This is a genomic window from Nitrosospira sp. Nsp2, from assembly GCF_003050965.1.
In the GTDB taxonomy this organism is placed as follows: Bacteria; Pseudomonadota; Gammaproteobacteria; order Burkholderiales; family Nitrosomonadaceae; genus Nitrosospira.
The window spans coordinates 12,103-37,519 of record NZ_QAOU01000004.1; the positions used below are offsets into that span (position 1 = coordinate 12,103).

Sequence of the window (25,417 nt, forward strand, 5' to 3'; positions counted from 1 at the left end):
ATCGGGGTCTGGAATTAAGTTTAGCCGAGTTCTGCATACTATCCAATGACTATTTCAGGCTGGCGGTTCAAGCCGCGATTATGGTCAACAGTGGTCGCGGCGGTTGTCATCACGATCATGGTGCAACTCGGCAACTGGCAACTTTCGCGCGCCCAGGAAAAGGACTCCAGACAGGAACGACTGGATCATCTTTCGCGGGAGCCCGCGGTTGCCCTCCCTTCCGCGGAGGTGAAACTTGAGGATTTTCAATATCGTCAAGTGGAGGCGCGCGGGGAGTATGTGTCGGGGCATACCATTTATCTTGATAACAAGATTTATAAGGGTGTGGCTGGTTACCAAATCGTCACCCCGCTGAGAATAGGCACAAGCTCCATGCATGTCCTGGTTAATCGAGGCTGGGCGCCTGCAGATCGAGATCGAAGCAAATTGCCCGAGGTACGTACGCCCCCCGGACCGGTGATTGTCTCGGGTATTGCAACAACGGCAATGCAGAAAACGCTCGAATTGTCTCAGGACATGGTATCCGGAAGGGTCTGGGAAAATCTTGATCTCAATCGATATCGGGGTGCGACTGGGCTGGCCCTGCAGCCTGTAATGATCCTGCAAAAGGACGACGTGCAGGACGGTCTGGTTCGGCAGTGGCCGCGTCCGGATTCAGGCTCCGCCAAAAATCTTGGATACGCGGTTCAGTGGTTTGCGATGGCTTTAGGCGTATTGATAATTTATCTGGTGTTAAGTGGCAAACGAGAGCGGTCTTAAAAAAAATAGACGCACACTGATTTTACTGTTCGTCCTGTTGTGCGCGCCAATTATCGCCTCCTATACGCTTTATTTTCTTGGTGTTCGGCCGGGTGATACTGTTAACTATGGAGAGCTGCTTGAGGTCAAGCCGTTGGCGGGTTCAGCTCTGAATCAGGCTGATCAAACTATTTTTCGCATCCGCCAGCTTCGCGGAAAGTGGGTGATGGTGATGGTGGATTCCGGGAAATGCGATGACCAGTGTCAGAAAAAGTTGTATTACATGCGTCAGGTGCGCTTAACACAACACAAGGAAAAAGATCGATTGGAAAGGTTATGGCTGATCGATGACGGGGAAGCTCCGGCGCCGGAACTTGTGAAGGAGTTCGATGGAATGGTGCTGATCAATGCGAAAGGCAGCGATCTGCTCCCGGAAATTCCGGCCGTCGGTTCCCAGCACGATCATATTTACCTCGTCGATCCAATCGGAAATCTTATGATGCGTTTTCCAAAAAACCCCGATCCCGCTCAGATGGCGAAAGATATCAAGCGCTTGTTGAAAGTTTCTCAACTCGAGCATGCCATGGGGACCGATCAAAAACACTAGGCCCGCTGAAATGAGCGCATTGCCTAACGAATTGGGGATTAACGCAATAATTCGAGTTTCAGTTTTCGACCGCAGCCTAAAAACGGGTTAAACACAGGTGTAGGCCTGTATTGAATTAGGAGAAGGTTATGGCTACTACTAGTATCGCCTGGCAACAAACCGCCTCGCGTGTGCAGCAGTTTTACCGCTTGACCAAGCCCAGGGTTGTTTCCCTTATCGTGTTCACCGCGTTTATCGGAATGTTTCTTTCCGTGCCGGGTGCTGTACCGCTTAACGCGCTGATATTCGGAACAATTGGAATCGCCCTGGTAGCAGGCGCGGCGGCAGCCGTAAATTGTCTGGTGGAGCAGAAGATTGATGCCGTCATGGCGCGCACGCGTGGCAGGCCGCTGCCGCGCGGGCAGGTAACCTCCCCCGAGACGCTTTTTTTTCTGGCACTGATCGGTGGAAGCGGGCTGCTGATGCTTCATCAGTTGGTGAACCCGTTAACAATGTGGCTTACGCTCGGTACTTTTGTCGGTTATGCGATTATATATACCGTAATACTTAAGCCGATGACCCCACAAAACATCGTTATTGGCGGCGCTTCTGGCGCTATGCCGCCTGTTTTGGGATGGGCTGCGGTAACGGGAGAAGTAACCGCCGACGCGTTGCTTTTGTTTCTCATCATTTTTGCATGGACGCCACCTCATTTCTGGGCATTGGCGCTGTACCGCAAGCTTGAATACGCTAAAGTAGGCATGCCGATGCTTCCGGTTACTCATGGCGAGAAGTATACCCGCTTGCAGGTTCTTCTCTATACCCTGATACTCATTGCCGTAACATTGATGCCCTACGCGACGCAGATGAGCGGGCTCATCTATCTCGCCGGCGCAGCCGTTCTGGATGGCATATTTCTCTACTACGCTCTGAGAATCTACCTGAATTACAGTGATGAGATCGCTAAAAAAGCATTTCGCTATTCCATCGTTTATTTGGCGGCACTGTTTGTGGTACTGCTTGTTGACCACTACGTCCGTTTTTAACTCGTGGCGCTATGGCGCTTCGTAGAGTCCACAGCGCGGCGGCCAGAGCCGCCGCGCTTGTTCTGCTGGGTTGCCTGTTAGCAGCATGTAACAATACTGCCAAACCAGTTTTTCTTTCAACGGATATCACCGGCGCCAACTTCGGTGCTGATTTCAAGCTCGCCGACCATTCGGGCGCCATTCGAACGCTAGCGGATTTCAAGGGTAAGGTGGTCGTAATATTTTTTGGCTACACTAATTGCCCCGACGCGTGCCCAACGACAATGGCGAATATCGCTGCGGCCATGCGCAGACTCGGTGATGATGCCAAGCGGGTCCAGGTGCTATTTGTTACCATAGATCCTGAACACGACACCCCAGAACTCCTCAAGCAGTACGTCTCGAGTTTTGATCCCACGTTCCTCGGCCTATCGGGCGACATCGAAACTACAAAGAAAACCGCCGGCGAATTCAAAACGTTTTATCAGAAGCAAATGGCCGCAATGCCACAGCATCCCAGCGTCGACCATTCAACCGGCACATATATTTACGATCCCAACGGACGCCTGCGGCTCTATGTAACGAACGAAAAAAGCGCCGAAGTTTTCGCTCATGACCTCGCGGAGCTATTACGGTCTGGCTAAGACCTGCCCCCCTCCACCTAAGGAAACAGTTTCCCTGGATTGAGGATGTTATTGGGATCAAACACTTTCTTGATTCCCTTCATAATCGCTAATGTTGGCGGATCGATTTCCTTTTCGATGTACGCCCGTTTTTCGCTCCCCACGCCATGTTCTCCTGACAAGGTGCCGTTAAGGCGGATTACAAGATCAAATATCTCATTCAAGCACCGATCCGCCCGCGCCAATTCATCGGGAGACTCCGGGTTCACGAGAAGATTGACGTGAATATTGCCGTTGCCGGCATGACCAAAGTTAACATTCGCAACGCTGTACTTGGAACTTAGCTGTTCCAATCCATCGAGAAAAACGGGTAATGCGGAAACCGGAACCACCACGTCCTCATTGATTTTTTTTGGCGCAATATCGCGCAACAGTGGGGACAATGCCTTGCGCGCAGCCCACAGTGAAGCCGCGTCCTGGACCTCTTCGCCTTGAATCAACCCCTTATCACGACAGGCTTGCAGAACCGCAGTGCGGGATTCAGCAATGGATTGCTCCGACCCGTCGACTTCGATCATGAGCATTGCAGCAGCCGCGGCTGGCACCATATCCGGAAAGTGGCTGCGTATTAGCTGGAGTGATCCCGCATCTAGAAATTCAAGCGCGCTAGGCGTTTGGGGGAGTGCCATCACGCGGACGATCGCCGCGGCACAGCTCGATAGATCCGCAAAAAATGCCGTCACGCCGGCCCGCGCCTGAGGGAGGGGCGTCAGCTTGAGCGTCGCCTCGGTGATGACCGCCAAGGTCCCTTCAGACCCTATCAGCAGTCGCGTAAGGTCGTAACCCACCACACCTTTGGTCGTATAGCAACCTGTTCTGATCCTCTCCCCACCGCCTGTTACGCCCCTAAGTCCCAGCACATGATCCCTCGTCGTGCCATATTTCACGGCGTGAGGCCCGCCTGCAGAGGTGGCGAGGTTACCCCCTATACTTGAGTAGGCCGCGCTCGATGGATCCGGAGGCCAAAAAAAACCATAAGGCCGTGCCGCCTCCTGTATAGAATCGTTCAGGACGCCCGGTTCCGCCACAATTACGCGATTGGCTGGATCGACCGCGATGATCCGCAACATGCGTTCGAGGGACAAAGCAATCCCCCCTCGCTCGGGCAGGCTGCCCCCCGCCGTGCCTGTTCCCCGTCCACGGGGGGTGACCGGAACCTTATACTGATTGCAAAGCGACAAAACCGCCTGTACCTCCAAGTGAGTGACCGGAAATACAACCGAATCGGGAGGAAAAAACTTGCGGCTGTTGTCATACGCGTAGGCAAAACAGTCGACCGGGTCGGTAAATACCCGGTCGGTCGGGATCAAGCTGCGTAGCCGCGCGACAAAATCAGGCGAGAGCATGGGGGATCCAAACAACAAGAGAAAAGGTGTTTGTAACGGCTTTAATGGCCTGAAAGAACGGCGGATGGGCGCTCATTGCCCGTGCATATGAGTTCCTGGAGCAACCGACAAAATCGCGGCCGCCAACTAAGCGAACCACGCCACGTCTCATCAATTCGCCTTATCGGCATCCACGGGTTCCAAAAGCGTCCCATCAACAGCTACAGCCTCAATCAGCACGCCGGCTAAGATGAACGGCCGCCCCGAAAACGGCATCTGTCTCAGCAGAGTGTTTGGCTTAACTGACCATCACCGACGATCGCCGAGGGCCGTCAACGAGCGGTAGTAAATCAATTCATATATTCAAATACTTTCACGACCTTGCGTACCCCGCTGGTGGACCTTGCGATATCCACCGCGCTCCCCGCTTCATCAGCCGTTACAATCCCAAGCAGGTAAACCACGCTGTCCTCGGTCACGACTTTCACATGGTTAATCTGGAACCTCCCTCCATCCATGAAACGGCCCTTGACCTTAGACGTAATCAGCGCATCGTTGCTGCGCGAGGTATAAGAGCTCGCCGGCGCCACCGTAATTTCATTCGTTACGCCACGCACGTGATCCACATCCCGAACCAGTTGTTCAATCTCTTTTTTTGCACTCTCAGACGGTACCTCGCCCGTCAGAAGTACGTTACGGTTAAAGCTCGTAACATTGACATGTACATTACTTCCCATTTTTTCGCTAATGCGACGGTCGCTCTTTAACTCAATTCCCTGATCCTCGACGAACATACCGCCAGTACGTCGATCCTGAGATACCGCCACCCCCGTTCCAACACCCGCTACCCCGGTTGCGACCAACAGCGCACAGCCGGAAAAAAAAGGCAGCAGCAGCAAGAGTAAAAGCATCGGTTTCCGATATAAATTCCGCATTAAACCCCTCATTTGATGACTCGCACATAAAAACAATGTTTCCCCCCAATACGTTACATTATTCGCCAAATTCGCCAAAAGCGTCCTTGACCCACTCGATTTCCTCACCCTCGCGACCGGACAATAACACCGCATCGAACCGGCATACGGGCTCGACCCTCAGCGAGGCAAGATAGTGCCGCGCGGTGCGAACTATTCTTTCTCGCTTCAACACCGTAATGCTGCTTGCTGCGCCACCAAAAAGTTCGCTTGCGCGCATCCGAACCTCGACGAACACCAGCGCGGACCTGTCGCGCATGATAAGATCAATTTCGCCAAAACGGCAGCGGTAGTTTCTTTGAACCAATACAAGACCATGCTGCTTGAGAAACTCCTCGGCACACCGCTCCGCATCGCTACCGGTCAATCCAGCAAACCTCCTTAGTGCCCGCGCGCAACCTTAAACTGAGAAAACCGGCGCAGAGGAAGGGGCAAAAACGTATTTTACCGCAACCCGGGCCCTAGCCATAAGCTGAACCTCAATAATGCATCCAGCTAATACAATTACGCCGGCGACCCTATATATCGTAGCCACGCCGATTGGCAATCTGCGCGATATTACGCTGCGCGGCCTGGATGTGCTCGCGGCCGTCGACGTGGTTGCCGCCGAGGATACCCGCACTACACGCCACTTCCTGGCACATTTTTCGATCACAAAAAAAATGATTGCCGTGCATCAGCACAACGAGATGAAGGCTGCCGAAAGGGTTGTCAATCTACTAGGTACCGGGACGACAGTAGCGTTCGTTACTGACGCGGGCACCCCGGGAATTTCAGATCCTGGGGCGACGCTCGTAAAGTTCGTGCGGGAGAAAGGATACAACGTAGTGCCCGTCCCAGGCGCCAACGCCGCAATATGTGCGCTATCGGCATCCGGCATTCACGCGCCGCGCTTCCTTTTCTATGGCTTCCTGCCCGCTAGTCCCGGACCGAGGCGGAGGGAACTGGAAGAGCTTAAATTATATCCACACAGCGTAGTTTTTTACGAAGCGCCCCACAGAATACTTGAGTCCGTCTCTGACCTCGCCGATGTGTTCGGCGCACATCGTCAGCTCGCAATCGGGCGGGAATTGACGAAATTATTCGAAAGCATTCATACCTGTACTCTCGGCGACGCTGTCGCCTGGCTCCAGGCTGATCCCAACCGTCAGAGAGGCGAGTTCGTTCTCATTCTTTCCGGAGCCGAGGCTGCTCCATACCGCGGACTGAGTGACCAGACTCTACGCACCTTAAAGCTGTTACTAAAAGATTTACCATTAAAACAGGCAGTGAAAGTTGCGGCAGAGATCAGCGGGCAGAGCAAAAACAAAATATATTCAGTCGCACTAACCCTGAAGCCCGATTAGATTAAGAGGAATCCAGACAAGGCGAAAATTCTATAACTACTTTAATTCCTCAGTGCTTTCCACCAATGGAGCGGAGCTAGCCTATGACTGCCATCGTCACTGAGAGAAAAGGGTTAGACGCACGAGTCACGGATTCAATCATTGCGGGATGGAAGCAGGTACCCGCCCAGCGCACTGCTTTTCTCCAGCCATAAAACCTTTGCTCCGTAAGCCGACCCGCGGCTCACCTCCCTCCACCGGCATCCCACCCTCAGGTTCCTTCAGCACTGCAACGATCTGCTCCACAGCAAGCGGTTTTTCTTCATGCAAAACTCCTTTCTTTAAAGGCAAGTTTCGCGGACCAACATTGTCGCCGGCTACATTTTTGCAGAGTCGATCACAATAGACTGCAACGCATTAATGCAGCCAATCTATGGGCGCCTGCCGGTAATCGTGCGGTCCGGCTACCCTGATCGTCGTGGGTTATGCGGTCGAATAGGCGCAGCGGCGGGAACAAGGGCTGGATGAACCTGCCGACCGTGCAAACGTTCCACCCTCAGCGCTAAGCTGGTTGCTGCTCGAGCGCAGCGCAAGCCCGATAGCTGTTGGTGGACCAGGCCAGAATTCTTGTGCGAGTGTAGCCACGACGGTCAGTCAATCATAGCCCGCCAATTCATGCCGCTTCCCATTCATTTTGCGTGCTCTTTCTCCCTTAAATGATCGGACGCCCGTTCCAGAGCTTCGACAGCTTGCTGGGAATGCCCTTCCTTGGCTTCATCAATGGCAAGGTCCATTTCCTCGAAGACTTCCCTGTCGTGTTCTGCCTTTTCATGCTCTCCGTAAATAGGCTTCTGGAGGTGGGTATAAGGATGCTCTTTATTCTGTTCTATCAATTCCTTTTTGGCTTCTTCGGTATGGCTGACCACGCCTTGAGTGCTGCCTTCTTTACCGCTTCTAATGGCCTCTTCCAGATGCTCAGAAGTCTTTTTGCTATGGTCATCTGCATATGCGATGCCAAGGCCTGCAGCAAAAGCAGCCAGAACGGCTGCCACGTTAATAGCATACACAATCATTTTCATTTACTACTCGTGATGGATTATTGGGCGCTGCCGATCTTATGATTGAGTTCGATAATCGCCTGCAACACGCCGCAATATGTTCGCGATGGTGGCCTTAGCACTGACCAGATGCCCTTACGCAGAGGCTCTGGCTAAATCACAATAGCAACAAACTCAACTGTAAAAACCCTTAAGCGATCAGCGTTTTTTTTTTTGCTCTCCAGAGGCATGATTCGGTTACGCCATGCCACACAACCAAGAACTAGATGGCCGGCTTTATAAAAACAAATCGGCATCGAGCAATTGACGTCGGGAAGCTTACGCACAAATTTGCTCATTCCAGAGAAAGCCGAGGTTGCTCCGATATGACTATCTCGAACTGCAAGGTCGATCTTTATGTTACCAGCCTTTCAAAGGATTAGATAAATGAACAGCACAGCAATAAACAAAACCGAGGCGTTGTTTGCCGCGATAAGTCTCCTATTGTTCGCCAGTTTCAACGTAAGTGATGTGCATGCCAACAACTTAACCAACCGGTTCAAGGAAAGCGGTTTCGAATTGGGCGGCTGGATCAACGGCGGCACTACCTATAACGCAAATAACCCGTCGGATGGATTCAATGGAACCGTTACCTTCGCCGATCGGGCCAACCGATTCCAGTTAAACCAGTTCAATGTATTTTTACAGCGGCCGGTGGTGTCAACAGGCAAAGAATGGGACATCGGAGGCCGTTTCGATTTTCTGTTTGGCACGGACGCCATTTATGCTCAGGCTTTCGGCGTTTCCGCGTTCGATGAGAATACCGGCGCACCGACCGACAGGGGCGAGTGGGATCTTAATTTGTGCTGTAAATCGACCCGCACCTATGGCATAGCCCTTCCACAGGCTTATGTGGAGGCTTACGTGCCCCTTGGTAACGGCCTCAATATTAAGGCGGGACATTTCTATACGCCACTTGGTTATGAAACCGTTCCTGCTCCCGATAACTTTTTCTATACCCGTGCTTATATCCTTAACAGCGGCGAGCCCTTTACGCATACGGGATTGATGGCGAATTATTCCGTCAACCAAAATTGGTCGGTTATAAGTGCCGCAACCACGGGCAGCGCAACCGGGGGTTGGGATGGCGGATTTGATAAACAGCTGGACAATTGGGGTGCATTAGGTGCCCTCCTTTGGAGCAGTGACGATAAAAGAAGCTCGGCCACCGTTGGTGGCACATACGGTCGCACAGCAACAAATGACCCCTGGCTCATGTATAGCGTGGTCCTGCAGCATCGGATCACTCCCAGAACCCATATGGTCGTGCACCATACGCACGGCTGGGCGGCTAATATCAATCTGCCCGGGGGGATTCAGAATGCGGAATGGTATAGCATCAACACACACTTAACCTATGACCTTCTCCCTGACCTCTCCATCGGCGTACGTGCGGAGCGGTTTAATGATCGAGATGGCTGGCGTGTCTTTTCACCCTACCGCATACTTTCCGCGCTTAACAACAGGGGCGTCAGTTACGCGGGAAACGTCCCTTTCATCAGCGCGCCGGCCGATTACTATGCGGTCACGCTAGGGATGAACTGGAAACCCGCCAAGCGGTTGCGGATTGACTGGAAGTCAATGCAAAAGGTGAATATTCGCCCTAACATCCGTTACGATCGTGCCGATGGCATCGATATGGCTTTCCGGCCGTTTGATGGGAGAAAGGATCAGTTTCTATTCTCCCTAGACGCCACAATCCCGTTCTAACCTAAAATGCTGCCCCAGCCTTTGCCTGGGTGAAACCACATGGTCCTCGGCGGGCAGATAGCGCTCGGCAATCTCACTCTTAAGTTCGGAGGAAAACGCATAGGGCTCCAGGAAAACAGCCCAGTGCTTGCGTTGCTTCATCTTCAGATAAGAATTTCCCAGAAAGAGAAAAAGTACCAGAATAAAAATCACCGGCCAAAAACGGCCTGTTGAGAGAAAGGACATCAACGACGCGTACAACGTAAAGCCAATAGTTGCAGAAAGGAACAGCCAGCATGCCAAAGGCACTTCGAAAGAATGCTCGTTGTGTCTACCAAAACGCGGGGTCAACCCAGTCTTGCCATTTGTAGAAATGTCTTCTAGTACGTTCATGATTTCCTGTCCCGTTGCGATTAGCATCTAATTGGTAATAAGCTATTACAGCCAGCATTTCCGAATCGTCTACCGAGAGTCGGCTACAGTCCACTTAGCGCATCAGGAGTCCGAGCTTCGGCGGAAACAGGACTGTCTTTTAGCCTTGCAGCGATCTGTCGATGCATCGTGGCAGCTTGCAGGTTTTTCCTGACAGTCTTCTCGTAATTGCGGATTAATGCTTGGGTGTGCGATTTCAGGTCCTGAGCCTGCCTGCCAAAAAGATAACTTTTATCCTCGTAGTGTTCTAGCAGTTCCATTTTTTCCGCTAACTTTGCCTGCAATTCCGTTGCGGCATCTTCATATTGCTTTGCCACGGCCTCATGATCGCTTTGCGTAATGGCGCTCTCGGCCGCCGCGCGAATCTCAGCAGCTCCAACCGGTTGCGACGCCACCGCAAAAGGGCTCAACGAAGCAAGCAAGCCTGCCATTGATAACGCAGCCATAATATTTGCTAAATTTGTCTTCATGATCGCAATAATCCAAATGGGATACGGGTAGTTTCGTCCTAATCCAGCTAATGCAACCGGCATATTGGGGAAAGTCTGGTTTTATACTAGGGAAATCTATTAGCGATAGAAACGTATAAACATCGCCCCACCTGAGACACAGCTTACCAACCCCTCCTTACTTTGTCAACTTTTATATGTGTAAAGTATCGAATCAACGAACCTTGCAGCTGGCGCGCCGCTTTCTCGCCACCCAGATACTCCGCAGGGAAGCCAATTGTCTGCTGGCGCAAGGGGAGGGCTGCGTTTATAATCTCGCTGTCGCGCTTCCGGCTAACCGTTTGCGCGGCGTGGGTAGGCCCCACCGACATTTTCATTTTATTGGAGAGAGATTTATGAAAACAACCGCTACCTTTTATCACGCTGGCTGTCCCGTGTGTGTGGACGCCGAGCGGCAGATTGCAGATGCTTTAGACCCGGACCGTTACGACGTTGAACTTGTTCATCTTGGCGAACAAAAGGACCGGATTTCTGACGCTGAAGCCGCTGGCGTAAAATCCGTCCCAGCGCTGGTAATCAATGGAGCGCCTTTCCATATCAATTTCGGCGCGCCGATGTCCGCGCTGAAGTCTTAATCGCAGAAATGGCGGGCGAGATGCCCGCCGTTCCACATCCTCCCCTTTCAGGTCCGATCGTTACAGTAGACCGGAAAATTCCTCTCGCCCCATTCCCAACCCTTCGAACCTCTAAAAACCCGAACCCCAACGCAACAATTAACCCGAATTCGGGTTTATAGTAATCCCCGCCGCTGATTCCCGAAACTCCTGCGTAGTATGATTTCACCCCCATGCTGGCCCGCAGACGAGCAGGGTCCTTTTATACTCTATAATGAATATGTTCAGATGTGGAACAGCTGCTTCACTTCAACTACGTGGAGGAAAGGTGGAACTCATTTTATGGCGGCATGCCGAGGCTGAGGAGGGTGCGCCCGATAGTTCTCGTAAACTCACCGGCAAGGGGAAAAAGCAGGCGCAGCTCATGGCTGAATGGCTCAAACCCAGGTTACCTGAGCATACTCGCTTGATTGTCAGCCCGGCCACGCGGGCCCAGCAGACCGCCACGGCGTTGAGTAACCAATTTGAGACGCTTAAGGAAATTGGGCCGGGCGCGCATCCAAAAGCGCTCCTGGCTGCGGCCGGCTGGCCCGAGGGCAAAGGCGCGGTCCTGATCGTGGGCCACCAACCAACGCTCGGAGAAGTCGCTGCCCTACTCATGTCTGGATCGCCCCAAGGCTGGAGTATGCGAAAGGGCGCTGTGTGGTGGTTCAGTCACAAACAAAAGGAATTATCAGCGGAATTGCTGCTGCGCTCGGTCATATCGCCTGATCTGGTATGACGGACAACGACCGGCCCGCACGATCTTGTCGGCTGACGGGGCCCATGCTATTTTTTGGCATCAACAATCAGGATGAATCGATCCCAGGCGCCATAACGACTTTCAATGGGGCCACGGGGCAGCGCGAGCAGAATCAGTAGCACACCGCAGATAACGCTCGCAGTTGCAGCAAGACTGGAATAACCCGTTAACAGGATAGGCGCCGCAATCAGCCAAGCTCCCAAGGGGACGTTGGCGAAACGAAGCGGGCGTCCCACTTCGCTCAATGCCATGATCGAAAACGTCACTACAAGCAATCCGATCACATGATCGCTGTCCGCAGCAGCCCCAGCTGTACCAAAGGTGACGCGCGAGAACATCAACGTGATGGCGATAGCAATGCTTGCGGCCATGGTCCATGTAAAACGAACGCCGGTCCGCAGTATCTGGCGCAACACGGCTGTAAACGATCCGCCAAATTCATTCGCCTCGTCCATGCTGCCAGCTTCCATGGTGTCTCCATGCCATAAGACATGCCAAATAGATTTGCCCTGCCGCCGTCGGTCTTTTAGAAACTGCAGCGTGGCAAGAATTTCATCGAACGAATAGGGTATCTGGAGCAGCATTGCCAACGACGCGACAAGGCACAAGGTACACCAAGTACCGATTACAATAGGCTGGATAATAATAAAGAAAATGCTAACCACACCCAGCGGTACGATCAATATTCCAAAAAACAGAACTACCCGCGGCATGGTGCGCCAACGCCGCTTATCCCCGATGACACCGGTTACGATTTCCAACGCATAGACTGCGGCGCCTAACCCCGCATCAGCCACGGGCCATGCTTCAGACACCTCCGAAGTAATGATCTTCGCGGTTCCATCGCCAAAGAACGGATCCCAGACGGAATCTATATGACCCAGTTGAAAGGCGGCCATATAGCGGGAGATGAGCAGCCCTACAACCGCAAGCGCCACGATCGGTATTCGATTAATCATACCCGACGGAGTGTAACTCCAGCCAGGCGGGATATCAGGCCCTGTCATGCGTGCAAGAGGACTGACGCCGGGCGGTGGAGAAATCACTACCGCAAACAATATAACGAGTATACCCACGAGCGTGTCGATGGCGTACGTCGCGGCGCTCGTTGTCCAGAAGAAAAGGGGGGCAAAAAACAGCCAGACTCCAGTAGGGCCGTTATCCAGCGCGCCCAGCCGTAGTCACGCGCGATCGAAAGGCAAGCGAAGAGAATGATTAACAGTCCGGTAACGACATCATTCGCCGTCATCCACGTGTCCAACAGAGGCAGGCCGCGCTGAGTTGGAGATGCCATGGCTCCGGATTCCATCCAGTTTTCGGCGAGCCCAAAAGTAAACGGACTCGATAGCAACCATAACCCAAGTCCTATGTTGGCGAAGTGACACCACAGCGTTTGCCGATGTTCATCAAGCTCTTTCTTATTACTCTGTGCAATCAGGAGCGTAGTGGGAACAGCACTTTTTTCGATATCCTCAAGCCATCGAGGCGGCGGAATTTTATTACGGATGTACCACGCCTCGGGGCTGCGTTTCAGATGTTCCGTAATCTCCGGTAACGTCTCGCGTAACGTATGCGCTGGTCTCCAATGCAGAAGTCGCCTCGCGCGCGAATATCCAGTTCAAAGTGATCATCCGATAACGCCACCATGAAAGGTTTTACGAATGGTTCGGTTCCCCGATCTATTACATTGGGGATAACATCTTCCATTTTGTTCTGCAGCCAGGCGCCCGCCACGGCGACCGTTTTGGTACCTGATGGGTGGGCCAAGGTTCGGCGTAAATGAGCTGCCCGATCAAGTTCTGTAGTCCTTCATAGCTTTCTGTTCGCGGTTCACCGATCAATAGCTGGCTTCCTGGGGCAATTGCGAGCGCTTATCAACAGCAAGGCGAAATGCGTGCGCGACGTCATCCATATGTACAAACGCTTGACCAGGGATGGATTGCCAGGGAATACATGGCTTTGCAGCTGGCGCTCGTAAATGCGTTGAATCTGGGTACTCAATGACGGAACTTCCCCCCATTCGGTATACACCCCCGCTAATCGCATTATTACAAATGGAACGCAGCCGTGATGAATGCTTACCTCAGTTTCTGCTACGGCTTTGGATTCGGGATAAGGCCATTTAGGCTCCAAGGCTCCATCTTCCGTTATAGGCAAGCCCGGCGCGGTCGGAGCATGCACCAGCATCGTGCTGGCATAAATGAACTGCTCGACGTCAAACGCTTGAAGTGACTTCAGGAGTCGCCACGTTCCCTTTACGTTGACTTCTTCATGCAGGGGATTTGGCGTATCGGAGAAGTCGTAAAACGCCGCCAGGTGAATGACCTATGAAATTCGGGACCCGTAGCCATGGCGTAATTGCTCGCACGCTCTGGACATGGCTTCGTCAGATGAGATGTCGACAGCAATGCAGTTTGAGTCGGTGTCACATTTCTGCTCGAAACCGACAACTATATAGTCATCGCCCAGCTCTGCCGCAATTGCCTTACCGATTCTGCCTTCCGAACCAGTGATAAGAGCGAGGGGTTTCTCCGTAAGCATCCCACTGACCTTAACCGGCGGATGCGTTCAGCAACCCATGTTTTAACACTTCGTCTGATATGCGTGTCACGTGTGGCTTCCCCTCAGTAGCTCATGTCCGGCTCCGCCCCCGCAATGGATAGAGGCTACGCCCGTTCCCGAAGAACTCTGGGATTAAGCAGCCACGAGGAGGCGCCAACGCCGTCAAGCGACGGCACTATTCTGAACCGAAATCCGAGATATCTCGTCCGATTCTCCCCGGCCCGATCACGCCGAAACGCCCAAGGAATTACGTGACTCGCCCGGAATTGGGATTGGCCGTCTGCGTGATGGTGTAGGGGGTGTCCTCATATGGGGTGTCCGGCGTGTCCTCGGGTTGCGTCGCAGGTTCTGTGTAGGATTTGGTTCCGTAAAAGGAATGAATCGTGTTCTGCCAGCTTAGGTCCGTCATGTCGGGCCAGTTATCCTTGGCAAAGCCGGGAGCAGTTTCGAGGCGCTCCTTATCCACATTGAGAATGAATCGCTTGTTCTCGGTATCCAGCTTCAGCGCACTCCACGGCACCGCAAAGAGCTTCTCGCCCACGCCCAACAAGCCGCCGAAGGACAACACGGCGTAGGCAACTTTGCCGCTATCCATTTCCAGCATGATTTCCTCGATGTCACCCAAATCTTCGTGCTTATGATTGTACACATCCTCCCCAATGAGCGTGCCGGCGCCCATCAGGCGGGGCCCTGGCCCCTTCTTGTCGTAGCGTTTGTACATGCCATAAAGATCGCGATTTTCGTAGCTCATGATCGTTTCCCCCAAGAGTAAATGCCAAAATAGTTCAGGGCACGCCGCCGATTCATCTCACGATTCCAAGACGCGCCGATCCGACAAGAATAGGGCCGATGACCATCGCAATCAGTACGGTAACCCACACAAACGGAACATTGCAGTCGCATGTTTCACCAGAATCCCATGTCCAATACGCATAAGTGCTTACGCGCAATAGCGGTAGGAATTGTGCTGCTGGACCCGCGGAGTATCCCTTTGTGTCATTGTTAAATGGGTCGTGTACAATATCTTACGTGCTGTCCGATTGCTGGGTCGGCAAAGCACGCCCGCACACAGGCATCGAGGGAGTGCGGTGCGAAGGCATAAACTCCCGGATTTCCTGAACAGAACAGCCCGCCACCGAACGTTACGGTCTCGGTGATTTCATGGGCCTTCTTCCTCTATGTATTATCTTTCCTTGTCATTCCGCAGCAAGATAAACTTGCCAATTCCTGGACGATCATGACGACCCAAGACACGGAGCTGGAATCGGGCGTGGGCCACCAATCTCTCGGCTTATTAAGCTTGGCTGCGCTGGGCGTGGTCTATGGGGATATCGGAACAAGTCCGCTGTATGTAATGAAGACTGTTTTCGATCCGGTCCGCGGACTTGCTGTCAACGAAGCCAACGTCATCGGCGTCATCTCGCTCATTTTTTGGGCGCTCATGATTGTGGTGTCTGTCAAGTACATCAGCTTGATCCTGCGCGCAGACAACCGTGGCGAGGGCGGCATCATGGCGTTGTTATCACTCGCAAGTTCGTCGGTCCCCAGCCGTCCGCGTTTGCGCAGCGGGCTCTTTCTCATCGGCGGGTTTGGTGCAGCCCTCTTCTACGGCGACGGAGTCATAACCCCCGCCATCTCTGTCCTGAGCGCGGTAGAAGGGCTGGAGGTGGCGACGCCGCTCCTCCAGCCGTACGTGCTGCCAATTACACTAGCCGTACTGATCGCGCTATTCCTCGTGCAACAGCGTGGTACAGGGGGGATCGGCGCAGTATTCGGGCCGGTGATGTTGATATGGTTTAGCACGTTGGGTCTCGCCGGACTGGCAAACATCACCCTCGCGCCCGGGATATTGGAGGCATTTAGCCCGTTGCAGGCTCTTGCATTTTGCATGAATAACGGATGGCTCGCGTTTGTTGCCTTCGGCGGTGTAGTGCTCGCGGTTACAGGGGGAGAGGCGCTCTATGCCGACATGGGACACTTTGGCGCGAAACCCATTCGCCTGGCGTGGTATGTGTGCGTCCTTCCCGCGCTGACGCTGAATTATCTCGGGCAGGGGGCGCTCCTGCTGGCGAATCCGTCAGCCATTTCAAATCCGTTTTATCTATTGTTTCCCTCGTGGGCGCTGTACCCCGCGGTAGGATTAGCCACTGCCGCCACCGTTATCGCCTCGCAAGCAGTAATCTCGGGCGTTTTTTCCGTAACCAAGCAGGCAATCCAGCTGGGATTTCTACCGCGTATGCAGATCAGGCACACTTCAGACCGGAGGATAGGTCAGATATACATCCCCTTCGTCAACTGGACTCTGCTCGCAGCCGTGACGATGGCTGTAGTGGGGTTTGGTTCCTCGTCCAGTCTGGCGTCGGCATACGGCGTTGCCGTCACTACCACCATGGTGATAGAAACCATACTGACGTTTTTCGTTTTGCGCTATGCCTGGAACTACCCTTTGATTCTGAGTCTATTAGCGACCGGATTTTTTTTGACGATCGATACCGCGTTTTTCGCTGCCACCATGCTTAAAATCGCGCAGGGCGGCTGGTTTCCCCTTGCGATCGGCGCCGTTATCTTTTTTGTCATGGCAACCTGGAACCGCGGGCGTCAAATTCTGGTGGAGCACTTGCGTTCGGCTGCCATACCGCTCCTGCCATTCCTGGAATCACTGATTGCACATCCGCCTGCGCGCGTATCCGGAACGTCGATTTTTCTGACCGCAAATCCGGAAGGAGTGCCCCATGCGTTACTACATAACCTGGCGCATAATCAGGTCTTGCATGAGCGCGTGGTGTTCCTGACCGTGAGTTACCTTGAAACACCGCGGGTTCCTGAAGAAGAGCGCGTCTCAGTAAAATCACTGCCAGGAAACTGTTACCAGATAACGGTCCAATACGGCTTCAAGGATGAACCCAACTTACCTGCTGTGCTTGAAAAGTGCCAGCGATATGGACTTGAGTTCGAGCCGTTGAAAACATCTTTCTTTCTTAGCCGTGAAATTGTGGTCCCATGTCCTGGGGGCGGGATGGCGCTGTGGCGGGAGCGGCTTTTCGCAACAATGGCGCGCAATGCCAGCAATGCCGCAGAATACTTCAAGTTACCCGCAAATCGGGTTCTTGAATTGGGTGCGCGGGTCGAAATTTAAACCGATTCTGGGCTGGCTACCTCGACTGGGCTTGGCATTCGGCTCATGCTCGCGCCCATGGATCACGCCAAACGGAGCTCAAAATTGATGGTTGAGTTGAACGGAAAGGATGTGCACCGACGTGTTGAACGAGCCACGGACAATCTGAAGCGCCGGGTTATTGTTCGTGGGCCGGTTTATCTCGGCGCTGTCGAAGAATATATGGGCATATCCTAGGTCGATAGATGTTTTCTTGCTAATCTTCTGGTTGACGCCCACTCCCAGCCAGAAGCGGTCAGAGTCAGGAAGACGCACAGTTCGGTCCGCCGCCTTCTGCGTTGGCGACTGATCCCAGGCGAATCCTGCCCGTAGCCGGAGGGTGTCGCTGTATTGATACTGGGTCCCCACACCCACGCGGTAGGTGTCCTTGAAACCCAACGGCTCAAGTGACAGAACGGACCCGGTAGCGCGGCTCTGGACTGACAACGCGGGAATATGACTCCAGCCCATCCATGTAAAATCGCCGAGAAGCTGGAGTCGGTCATTAACCATGTGTGACACTGCTGCGGACACCGTGTTGGGCAGCTCAACCGAAACAGATGCTGGTATTTTGTTACCAGCAATCTCGGCATCTCCCCTGACTTTCAGGTCTATTGTTGACCGGTACGTCAGACCGATGCGCGTTGCCGGCGTTAGCTGGAACATTGCGCCGAGATTATAGCCGAACCCTATATCATCGCCTTTTACTCGTGTTTGAGCATCCACTCGAGCGGGCAGCATGGAAGTTGCCGGTGTCATACTGCGCAAATCCGCGTCAAACCGCACGACATTAAGACCGGCGCCGAGCGAAATCATGTCATTTACCCGCCAGGCAATGCTGGGATTGGCGTTGATACTACTGATTTCTGAATGTATCCCTTGGTAGCGGCCAACAAAAGTATTGCTCCACTCGGTAGCATTGCCAAAGGTCGGCGAAATGCCCAGGCCGGCGCGTATCGCGGGCGTGATTGCCATGCTCCAGTAAACAGCAGGAACGGCGGCCCAGCCTCCGCCTTGGCCGCCATTATCGCCGACCGGGTAGACCAGTAGCGGGTCGCTACCCGTGTCTTTGAACTTCAATGATCGTGCGAGTAAGCTCCCGGCGCCAGAAATGTGATGTCCAGGAGCGAGGTAGGTCATCCCGGCAGGATTGAAGTAAATAGTTGAAGCATCCTGCGCTACTGCCGCTGCTCCTGCGTAGGCGTATCCTGTCCCGGCGCCGTTCTGATTTTGTAACGCGAATCCAGCCGCTGTTGCGCCGCCCGTGATGGACATGCTACCCACCATTAAGAATACAAGAAATAAGGTGGAATGATAGCGGAATCCTCGGTTAAAACCCGGACGGTGCACGAATAATAAGAAATCGCTGACGCGCGCCTTTGGGACACATATGGTTTTAAAGTATAAAATCACCTTGCTCCAGGGGTATCACCCATCTCAACGGCAGAGCATGCAGAAACATGAAATATAGCCGCTTATATAAAAACAATGACATAGCGAAGGGCGAACGCTAACGGCTTCGGGAGTCCATCCCTGTAACGGCAAGTTTTATGATTTTACTTTTTGGCTAGCTTCGTCCGTTCGCTATCCCGCATAAGGAGGCCACGCAACCCTATTCCCATCGCGATTCCGCCGGGAGGCGAGCCTCAGCGGTTTACTCTTGATGGAATAGCGCTAGCGCTTACGCCACGTCGAAGTTATTGTAGTATATCCATACTACCGCTTGACCTTTGCATACACGCGATACCTGGTTGTGCTATTACCAGGCATAGTCAATATCAGCTGAACAGAAACAGGTTCATTGGCTTATCATACGTGAAGCGGCCAAGCAGAACGCGCCGCAGCTATTGTTACTGCGGGCGGGCGGGTGTCACTTGGCAAGACGCACTCACAGAGGTTTTCCCGTTAAAAAGAAATAAGGCGGAGGGCACTTATGGCAACAGCTAAGCCTCGTGTTGAGCGCCAAACTGGCGAGCAGGTGAAAGATATTCAGTTCGACGAATCGCAAGTCGCGATGCTGCGTTCCATAAAGAACGACGATGCTTTCGTAAATGATATTTGCAGCATTGCTACGGTCTATCGTTTTCTTTGTAGGAGCGAGCCGGACGAGCTGAGCGCTGGCGAGTTCAATGCCACACTTAACGACCTGAAGCAGAATGCGACTTCCCTGGCGGAAAAACTCGAAAATATTCCGCAAGGCGTGAACGTGGCATTGTGGGGCCTCAGCTATAGACGAGATTCCCCGCCTGTAATAGAAAATCTGAGGACATTGCTTGGCTACCTTATAGAGGAAATAGCGGGAGTGCTTGACAAGGAGCCAGGTACTGGCAATGCAGGAAGAAAACCAGCTACTGCGAATTGGTATGCAGCTAATTCGCTAATGCGGTGTTTTGAATCATACGGACTGTCCGTGGCCGTAAATTCAACGGAAGACTCAGCGATGTCTGCGGCAAGCTCGTGCCTTGAGTTAATATTTGCAAGTAGTGACCGGCGCCTGTCGCGTAGCGCAATTGAAGAGTATCTAAAAAAAGGTTGAGGAAATTGCGCCAATTAAGACCAAAGGAAGCGGAGTAAAAAGCAAAACAGGCTTCCAGATTTCGCTCCCGGGTTTCATTTCCGAGATAGTAACAAAAAACTTATTAGCGGCCGTGCTGGCCGGTACTGACGGGTGCAATCCGAAGGGGATTCGCAGGAAGATAACTTTTGATTAGGTGGCGCGCCCAACACGATTCGAACGTGTGACCCCCGCCTTCGGAGGGCGGTACTCTATCCATCTGAGCTATGGGCGCGAAGAAAGTGCTGATGGGGTAGTACTTTGAAGCAGCGATAGGATAGCTTTTTTTGATTCGTCCGTCCAACCTAATCAAGCCGCCTTTTGCGTCAATAGACCCGAACCTATACAATAACCATTTTTTTTTTGGGGAGTTATTGTGAGCAACAGCGAAGAAGATGAAGATCATTCCTCGGCGATCAGAACACCGGGCCAATTGATAACGGCGCTTGTAGCGGCTTTTGTGTTTCCCGTCACAATTTTTATGCTGTTGGGACAATATGTGACAGGCGACCAACCAATCGATCCAAATAGTCCAGCTTATTCGAATGAAGCCGTGGTTAAGCGCCTGAAGCCGGTGGGTGAACTGGTGTTAGCAGACGAATCGACGCCGCAGGCTGAGGCCCAATCAACGGGAGCATCGGGTCAAGCGACGCTGTCGGCAGAAGCGCCAGCGGGACCCGCGGAGGCTGGGGAGGAGAGAATCAAGTCGATCTATACGGCGAGTTGCGCGGCGTGTCACGCCAGCGGTGCCGCAGGTGCTCCCAAACTTGGTGACAAAGTTGCATGGGCCGCGAGAATCAAGACCGGTAGCGAAGGGCTCTACAATAGCGCGCTCAAGGGAAAAAATGCGATGCCTCCCAAGGGTGGAAACGCCAGCCTATCCGATGCCGAGGTCAAGGCAGTGGTCGATTATATGGTGAGTCAGTCGAAATGAGCCTCTGAGGGTCGAGAATCCCGAGTTCGCACAGTCTGGCGCTGGTATTGTCCTTGTTATTTGAACACATCTGTGCAGGTGGGGGTCGGCCTGCTTTTGTCCGAAAATAGCGCTAGGGTTTTCAGTTGGTCGTCGCTCACACCCGGGCTATATAACTATGGAACGCATCGTCCGCCCCGTCAATGATTTAACAATATGGCTATATTTGCAATCGGGGACCTACAGGGATGTTACCGGCCGTTCAGGGAGCTGTTGGATCTGATTGGCTTTGACCGCACGAAAGACAGGCTGTGGCTGGTGGGCGATATCGTCAATCGCGGCCCGAACTCGCTCCGGGTATTGCGGTTTGTAAAAGGTCTCACCGACGCAGTAACAATGGTGCTTGGCAACCATGATCTGCATCTGCTCATGGTGGCGGAAGGATGCTCCTCCTTGAGCCGGAACGACACCATACAGGACATACTCAGCGCACCCGATAGAGAAGAGCTTCTCCACTGGTTGAGACAACAGAAACTGCTGCACGTGGAGGGGGGTTACGCAATGGTACACGCGGGCTTATTGCCGTCGTGGAGCATCGACCAAGCGTCTGAGCTTGCGAGGGCGGTAGAGGCCATGATCCGTGGCGAGGATTTTCATGAATTGTGCGCCCATATGTATGGCGATCAACCGGATCATTGGGATGAGGGTCTGTCCGGTTACGCGCGGCTGCGTGTGATCATTAATGCCATGACGCGCATGCGTGTGTGTGCGCCTGACGGAAAAATGGATTTTAGATTCAAGGGCATGGTCAAGGATATACCGGACGGCTATCTACCCTGGTTCGAGGCGCCGAATCGCGCCAGCCGCGAAGCTACCATTATTTTCGGCCATTGGTCTGCGTTGGGATTGCAGTTACGAAACAATCTGCTCGCCCTGGATACCGGCTGTCTGTGGGGTGGAACCCTTACTGCGGTTCGCTTGGACGATCGGAAGGTGTTCCAGGTGCCTTGTGGGGGACAGGAAGCGACAAGGCGCTTGCAATAGCGTGTTCCGCACCGCGCGCGAGTTCCCGCCGATTTTTCCCGCTACTGTTAATGGGATTACCGAAAATCAGTTCAACATTAATCCACGGTTCCCTCAATATCCGACGCAGAGACTCCATCATTGAGATATTTACAAAGGGCGCTTCCGTGCTGATCTCCCCCGTTATATTCGTATAGCGTATTGCGACCGGGTACAACATGGCTCCGACGTTTACCGCGGGTTGCAGGAGCGAGGCATGGAAATGCATGAGTGCCCTGCCGTCGCCAGTGGTGCCCTCGGGAAATACCGCGACCCGGTCGCCAATTGCCAGCGCCTCGCCGATATGCTTGTTTATTCGGGCGGTGTCGCTGCGTTTCGAGCGCTCAATGAATAACGTTCCCGCATTTCGGCTTAACCAGCCCAACAGGGGCCAGCCGCGAATTTCAGCTTTGGCCACGAACCGGCCCGGACTTACCGTCTGGAGAGAGTAAACGTCCAGCCAGGATACATGATTGGCCGCCAACATCGCTCGCGGTATTTCAGGGGGAGGGGGCGTTCCCTGATAGCGTAGCCGGATGCTTAGAATCGACAGGAGGCGGGCGGACCAGATTCTAGCCATGCGGCGTTGCCATGGCTGGTTGAGATGAGGATAGATAGCTGACTGGATCAATCCGGAAATGATGTGCAGCAATAAGCGGACCGCACGAAAAGTTTGCGTCAGATGATGAGTGGTGGTAGGGGTCGTGGCGCTAGTCTCAGAGGTCGGCATGCCACTATATTACCGCATCGACGTGGCAATAGCTCTCGCAGGAACGCGAGTGGGAAAGGTTCAGAGATGTCCCGACATTCCGTCGGGGTTGCGCGAAGCGCCATCTCCGCCCGTAATTCTGTGGCTACCAGGTTTGATTCCCTGACGACTCCCTATGTTATTGGCAGTCAGTTAGAAGTACTGACGACCAGGAACCATCGTCGCGGATCAGTGGTCCATACTCTTGGCTAAAAAACGCGGCTGCCAAAAATTTCAAAATACCGTTGACCTATTTCATCCTTGGTGAAGCTATGATTCTGCCCGCCGCGTTGCGTTATTTTGAGAGCTCCCATGAGCGAACCGAGTTGCCCAGTACTCTGCCAATCCATATCATGCGTGATTCCATACAGTAACCCGGCACGGTAAGCGTCTCCGCAACCCGTGGGGTCAACCAGCCTGTCTGGCCTGGCGCTGGGTATCTGGACCTGCTGACCATCAGCGTGAATAACGGACCCTTCAGCGCCCTTCGTGACAATCAAGCCCTTAACGAGTTTCGCGAGCGTTTCCAACGAACGCCCTGTGCGCTCGTGCAGAAGCTGGCCCTCGTAGTCGTTAACGGCGACATAATCTGCTTTGTGGATAAAATCCAGCAGTTCTTCCCCCGTAAACATCGGCAGCCCTTGACCGGGATCGAACATGAAGGGAATGCCAGATTCATGGAACTCGCGCGCATGTTGCACCATGCCTTCGCGTCCATCCGGAGCTACGATGCCAAGATTTACATCGTTTGCGTCGGCAATATGATTTTCATGAGAAAAATTCATCGCCCCGGGATGAAAGGCCGTGATCTGGTTATCTGCGAGATCAGTTGTTATAAATGCTTGCGCCGTGAACGCGCCGTTCACCTGGCGTACGTGATCTTGTGCAAGCCCGAGATCCTGCAAGCGGCCCGCATACGGCGAATAGTCGTCCCCGACGGTGGCCATGATCAAGGGGTGGCCCCCTATCATTTGCAAGTTGTAAGCAATATTGCCGGCGCAGCCGCCAAACTCCCGGCGCATATCGGGTACGAGAAAAGCAACATTTAGAATATGGATCTTTTCAGGAAGAATGTGGTTCTTGAAGTGATCCTTGAACACCATAATAGTGTCATAGGCAATAGAGCCGCAGATGAGTGTATGCATGAGTGGGCTCGGGTTGGCTTGGAAGAAAAGGACTGGTTTTGACCCTAACTTAAGCTGGCTTCCACACTAAATCCAGTTCTCGCGCAGCTCGCACATCATCCAGCTTTCGCACCGGTGTGGTGTGAGGTGCATTTTTTACCAGATCCGGCTGAGTGTGAGCTTCCTCAAGGATTTCCTTCATCGAGCCGACGAATGCATCAAGGGTTTCCTTCGATTCGGTTTCTGCCGGTTCAATCAGGAGGCACTCTGGCACTAGGAGCGGAAAATAGGTCGTTGGGGCATGGTAGCCCTTGTCCAGCAGCCGCTTGGCAACGTTCATTGCGTTTACGCCGGTTTTTTCCTTTAAGTCTTTCAGGGTGACAATGAACTCGTGACTGGCACGACGAGTCGGATACGCTATCTCAAAACCGGCCTTGCTTAATTCCGCCATCAGGTAATTAGCATTAAGCGCAGCGAATTCCGCTACCCGATGCATGCCCTCTGACCCTAGCAGGCGAACGTAGACATAGGCACGGAGCAGCACACCGGCATTACCCATGTGAGCCGAAAGTCTGCCGATGGACTTCGGTATATCCTTTTCCGTCAGCCATCGATACTTCCCTTGCTCCATGGCTACTATCGGCACGGGCATAAATGGCAATAAACGCTCAGCAACCCCTACTGGGGCAGAACCGGGCCCGCCGCCCCCATGGGGCGTGGAGAAAGTCTTGTGCAAGTTGATATGAATGACGTCAAAGCCCATATCGCCGGGTTTGACCTTGCCAAGTATAGCGTTAAGGTTTGCGCCATCGTAATACAGCAATCCGCCCGCCTCGTGGACGACTTTGCTCATTTCCGCGACATTCTTTTCGAACACCCCAAGCGTTGACGGGTTCGTCAGCATTAGTCCCGCTGTTTGAGGGCCAACCGCTGCCCTCAGTGCGTCCATATCAACATCGCCTTCCTTGTCGGTGGCTATTTCAACTACTTTGTAGCCACACATTACGGCCGTGGCAGGGTTCGTGCCATGAGCCGCATCAGGTACGATGATTTCCGTTCGCGCTATATCGCCGCGCGCCTCATGGTAAGCGCGTATCATCGCAATGCCGATCAATTCACCCTGTGCCCCTGCCATCGGAGTAAGGCTGACTCCAGCCATGCCCGTTACATCTTTCAAGATTTCCTGCAACTCGTACATGCACGCTAAAAACCCCTGACCGGTGCTTTCCGGCGCACGTGGGTGCCGTGCGAGAAACTGAGGCAGCATCGCAAGAGAGTTACACGCCCGGGGGTTATACTTCATCGTGCAAGAGCCAAGCGGATAGAAGTGCGTGTCAATTGAAAAATTCTTCTGCGATAGCCGGGTGTAATGGCGTACTGCATCCATCTCGGATACTTCCGGGAGCAACGGCGGCGCCTTTCGCAACAACATTTCAGGAATACCTGTCGTCGGCGTTGGGGTGAGTGGAGATTGGGAATAATTGCGCCGTCCGGGACGGGAATGTTCAAATATCAGCATTATGAGATGTGTTTTGCGGTTAGGTTAAGCTTTTATTCCAAG

At 53.2% G+C, this 25,417-nt stretch carries 27 protein-coding genes and 1 tRNA gene; 12 read left to right on the plus strand and 16 right to left on the minus strand.

Features of this window, described 5'->3' with window-relative positions:
• The first annotated feature begins 45 nt into the window (after positions 1–45).
• From C8R31_RS09870 to C8R31_RS09885, 4 genes are all read left to right on the plus strand, one after another.
• Positions 46–759, plus strand: a complete 714-nt coding sequence (locus tag C8R31_RS09870) for an SURF1 family protein (RefSeq protein WP_258192663.1) — start codon at positions 46–48, stop codon at positions 757–759.
• The gene (locus C8R31_RS09875; RefSeq protein WP_181320538.1) at positions 737–1,345 is read left to right on the plus strand and encodes a hypothetical protein; all 609 of its coding nucleotides are present in this window, start codon (positions 737–739) and stop codon (positions 1,343–1,345) included. The genes C8R31_RS09870 and C8R31_RS09875 overlap by 23 nt, the downstream gene beginning before the upstream one ends.
• A 128-nt stretch (positions 1,346–1,473) precedes the next feature.
• Complete coding sequence (gene cyoE / locus C8R31_RS09880; protein WP_107693913.1) at positions 1,474–2,370, plus strand: heme o synthase; 897 nt, start codon at positions 1,474–1,476, stop codon at positions 2,368–2,370.
• Between the two features lie 11 nt (positions 2,371–2,381).
• On the plus strand, positions 2,382–2,993 hold the full coding sequence (locus C8R31_RS09885; RefSeq protein ID WP_107693914.1) for an SCO family protein: 612 nt from the start codon (positions 2,382–2,384) through the stop codon (positions 2,991–2,993).
• Between the two features lie 17 nt (positions 2,994–3,010).
• On the opposite strand, the gene C8R31_RS09890 is transcribed toward C8R31_RS09885, so the two are convergent.
• The 3 genes from C8R31_RS09890 to C8R31_RS09900 all read right to left on the minus strand — a co-directional run bounded on the left by C8R31_RS09890 (position 3,011) and on the right by C8R31_RS09900 (position 5,698).
• Positions 3,011–4,378, minus strand: coding sequence for an FAD-binding oxidoreductase (locus tag C8R31_RS09890; protein WP_107693915.1), 1,368 nt, complete (start codon positions 4,376–4,378; stop codon positions 3,011–3,013).
• Between the two features lie 329 nt (positions 4,379–4,707).
• A complete protein-coding gene (locus C8R31_RS09895; RefSeq protein WP_258192664.1) occupies positions 4,708–5,268 on the minus strand; it encodes a BON domain-containing protein in 561 nt (186 codons plus the stop codon).
• A gap of 82 nt (positions 5,269–5,350) precedes the next feature.
• Entirely contained in the window at positions 5,351–5,698 is a 348-nt protein-coding gene (locus tag C8R31_RS09900) for a YraN family protein (RefSeq protein WP_107693917.1), read from the minus strand.
• Between the two features lie 118 nt (positions 5,699–5,816).
• On the opposite strand from C8R31_RS09900, the gene rsmI reads away from it, so the two are divergent.
• Positions 5,817–6,677, plus strand: coding sequence for a 16S rRNA (cytidine(1402)-2'-O)-methyltransferase (gene rsmI / locus C8R31_RS09905; RefSeq protein WP_107693918.1), 861 nt, complete (start codon positions 5,817–5,819; stop codon positions 6,675–6,677).
• A gap of 138 nt (positions 6,678–6,815) precedes the next feature.
• Here the strand turns inward: rsmI and C8R31_RS16060 are convergent, their stop codons facing one another.
• Positions 6,816–6,986: a hypothetical protein gene (locus tag C8R31_RS16060; RefSeq protein ID WP_181320540.1), complete on the minus strand. Its 171-nt coding sequence runs from the start codon at positions 6,984–6,986 to the stop codon at positions 6,816–6,818.
• A gap of 359 nt (positions 6,987–7,345) precedes the next feature.
• Positions 7,346–7,735 (minus strand): small metal-binding protein SmbP, encoded by a 390-nt coding sequence (smbP, locus tag C8R31_RS09915; protein WP_107693920.1) that lies wholly within the window; start codon positions 7,733–7,735, stop codon positions 7,346–7,348.
• Between the two features lie 405 nt (positions 7,736–8,140).
• Here smbP and C8R31_RS09925 point away from each other — a divergent pair, with 405 nt between their 5' ends.
• Positions 8,141–9,463 (plus strand): porin, encoded by a 1,323-nt coding sequence (locus C8R31_RS09925; RefSeq protein WP_107693922.1) that lies wholly within the window; start codon positions 8,141–8,143, stop codon positions 9,461–9,463.
• On the opposite strand, the gene C8R31_RS09930 is transcribed toward C8R31_RS09925, so the two are convergent.
• On the minus strand, positions 9,440–9,835 hold the full coding sequence (locus C8R31_RS09930) for a hypothetical protein (RefSeq protein WP_146164579.1): 396 nt from the start codon (positions 9,833–9,835) through the stop codon (positions 9,440–9,442). The genes C8R31_RS09925 and C8R31_RS09930 overlap by 24 nt on opposite strands.
• Positions 9,836–9,918: 83 nt before the next feature.
• A complete protein-coding gene (locus tag C8R31_RS09935) occupies positions 9,919–10,407 on the minus strand; it encodes a hypothetical protein (protein WP_258192665.1) in 489 nt (162 codons plus the stop codon).
• A 311-nt stretch (positions 10,408–10,718) separates the two neighbouring features.
• Here C8R31_RS09935 and C8R31_RS09945 point away from each other — a divergent pair, with 311 nt between their 5' ends.
• Both C8R31_RS09945 and sixA read left to right on the plus strand, forming a co-directional pair.
• Positions 10,719–10,958 carry a thioredoxin gene (locus C8R31_RS09945; RefSeq protein ID WP_107693926.1) on the plus strand — a complete coding sequence of 80 codons (240 nt, stop codon included), beginning with the start codon at positions 10,719–10,721 and terminating at the stop codon, positions 10,956–10,958.
• Positions 10,959–11,265: 307 nt separating this feature from the next.
• Complete coding sequence (sixA, locus tag C8R31_RS09950; protein WP_107693927.1) at positions 11,266–11,718, plus strand: phosphohistidine phosphatase SixA; 453 nt, start codon at positions 11,266–11,268, stop codon at positions 11,716–11,718.
• A 47-nt stretch (positions 11,719–11,765) separates the two neighbouring features.
• Here the strand turns inward: sixA and C8R31_RS09955 are convergent, their stop codons facing one another.
• The 4 genes from C8R31_RS09955 to C8R31_RS09975 all read right to left on the minus strand — a co-directional run bounded on the left by C8R31_RS09955 (position 11,766) and on the right by C8R31_RS09975 (position 15,052).
• Positions 11,766–12,815 (minus strand): vitamin K epoxide reductase family protein, encoded by a 1,050-nt coding sequence (locus C8R31_RS09955; RefSeq protein ID WP_219907510.1) that lies wholly within the window; start codon positions 12,813–12,815, stop codon positions 11,766–11,768.
• A gap of 454 nt (positions 12,816–13,269) precedes the next feature.
• On the minus strand, positions 13,270–13,446 hold the full coding sequence (locus C8R31_RS09960) for a hypothetical protein (RefSeq protein ID WP_181320542.1): 177 nt from the start codon (positions 13,444–13,446) through the stop codon (positions 13,270–13,272).
• Positions 13,447–13,569: 123 nt separating this feature from the next.
• Positions 13,570–14,061 (minus strand): NAD(P)-dependent oxidoreductase, encoded by a 492-nt coding sequence (locus tag C8R31_RS09965; RefSeq protein ID WP_107693929.1) that lies wholly within the window; start codon positions 14,059–14,061, stop codon positions 13,570–13,572.
• A 487-nt stretch (positions 14,062–14,548) separates the two neighbouring features.
• The gene (locus C8R31_RS09975; protein WP_107693931.1) at positions 14,549–15,052 is read right to left on the minus strand and encodes a PRC-barrel domain-containing protein; all 504 of its coding nucleotides are present in this window, start codon (positions 15,050–15,052) and stop codon (positions 14,549–14,551) included.
• Positions 15,053–15,538: 486 nt separating this feature from the next.
• Between C8R31_RS09975 and C8R31_RS09980 the strand changes: the two genes are divergently transcribed.
• On the plus strand, positions 15,539–17,437 hold the full coding sequence (locus C8R31_RS09980; RefSeq protein ID WP_107694159.1) for a potassium transporter Kup: 1,899 nt from the start codon (positions 15,539–15,541) through the stop codon (positions 17,435–17,437).
• A gap of 78 nt (positions 17,438–17,515) precedes the next feature.
• On the opposite strand, the gene C8R31_RS09985 is transcribed toward C8R31_RS09980, so the two are convergent.
• Positions 17,516–18,730: an OmpP1/FadL family transporter gene (locus tag C8R31_RS09985; RefSeq protein WP_258192666.1), complete on the minus strand. Its 1,215-nt coding sequence runs from the start codon at positions 18,728–18,730 to the stop codon at positions 17,516–17,518.
• A 658-nt stretch (positions 18,731–19,388) separates the two neighbouring features.
• Between C8R31_RS09985 and C8R31_RS09990 the strand changes: the two genes are divergently transcribed.
• Positions 19,389–19,991 carry a hypothetical protein gene (locus C8R31_RS09990; RefSeq protein WP_107693932.1) on the plus strand — a complete coding sequence of 201 codons (603 nt, stop codon included), beginning with the start codon at positions 19,389–19,391 and terminating at the stop codon, positions 19,989–19,991.
• A 176-nt stretch (positions 19,992–20,167) separates the two neighbouring features.
• Here C8R31_RS09990 and C8R31_RS09995 read toward each other — a convergent pair.
• Positions 20,168–20,244, minus strand: a tRNA-Arg gene (locus C8R31_RS09995).
• A 141-nt stretch (positions 20,245–20,385) separates the two neighbouring features.
• Here C8R31_RS09995 and C8R31_RS10000 point away from each other — a divergent pair.
• Both C8R31_RS10000 and C8R31_RS10005 read left to right on the plus strand, forming a co-directional pair.
• Positions 20,386–20,943, plus strand: coding sequence for a cytochrome c5 family protein (locus C8R31_RS10000; protein ID WP_107693933.1), 558 nt, complete (start codon positions 20,386–20,388; stop codon positions 20,941–20,943).
• Between the two features lie 195 nt (positions 20,944–21,138).
• Complete coding sequence (locus C8R31_RS10005) at positions 21,139–21,966, plus strand: symmetrical bis(5'-nucleosyl)-tetraphosphatase (protein WP_107693934.1); 828 nt, start codon at positions 21,139–21,141, stop codon at positions 21,964–21,966.
• Here the strand turns inward: C8R31_RS10005 and C8R31_RS10010 are convergent.
• From C8R31_RS10010 to gcvPB, 3 genes are all read right to left on the minus strand, one after another.
• On the minus strand, positions 21,887–22,714 hold the full coding sequence (locus tag C8R31_RS10010; protein ID WP_107693935.1) for a 1-acyl-sn-glycerol-3-phosphate acyltransferase: 828 nt from the start codon (positions 22,712–22,714) through the stop codon (positions 21,887–21,889). The two genes, C8R31_RS10005 and C8R31_RS10010, sit on opposite strands and share 80 nt — an antisense overlap.
• A 227-nt stretch (positions 22,715–22,941) precedes the next feature.
• Positions 22,942–23,877, minus strand: coding sequence for a carbohydrate kinase family protein (locus C8R31_RS10015; RefSeq protein ID WP_107693936.1), 936 nt, complete (start codon positions 23,875–23,877; stop codon positions 22,942–22,944).
• Positions 23,878–23,926: 49 nt separating this feature from the next.
• Positions 23,927–25,375: an aminomethyl-transferring glycine dehydrogenase subunit GcvPB gene (gene gcvPB / locus C8R31_RS10020; protein WP_107693937.1), complete on the minus strand. Its 1,449-nt coding sequence runs from the start codon at positions 25,373–25,375 to the stop codon at positions 23,927–23,929.
• Positions 25,376–25,417 lie beyond the last annotated feature (42 nt).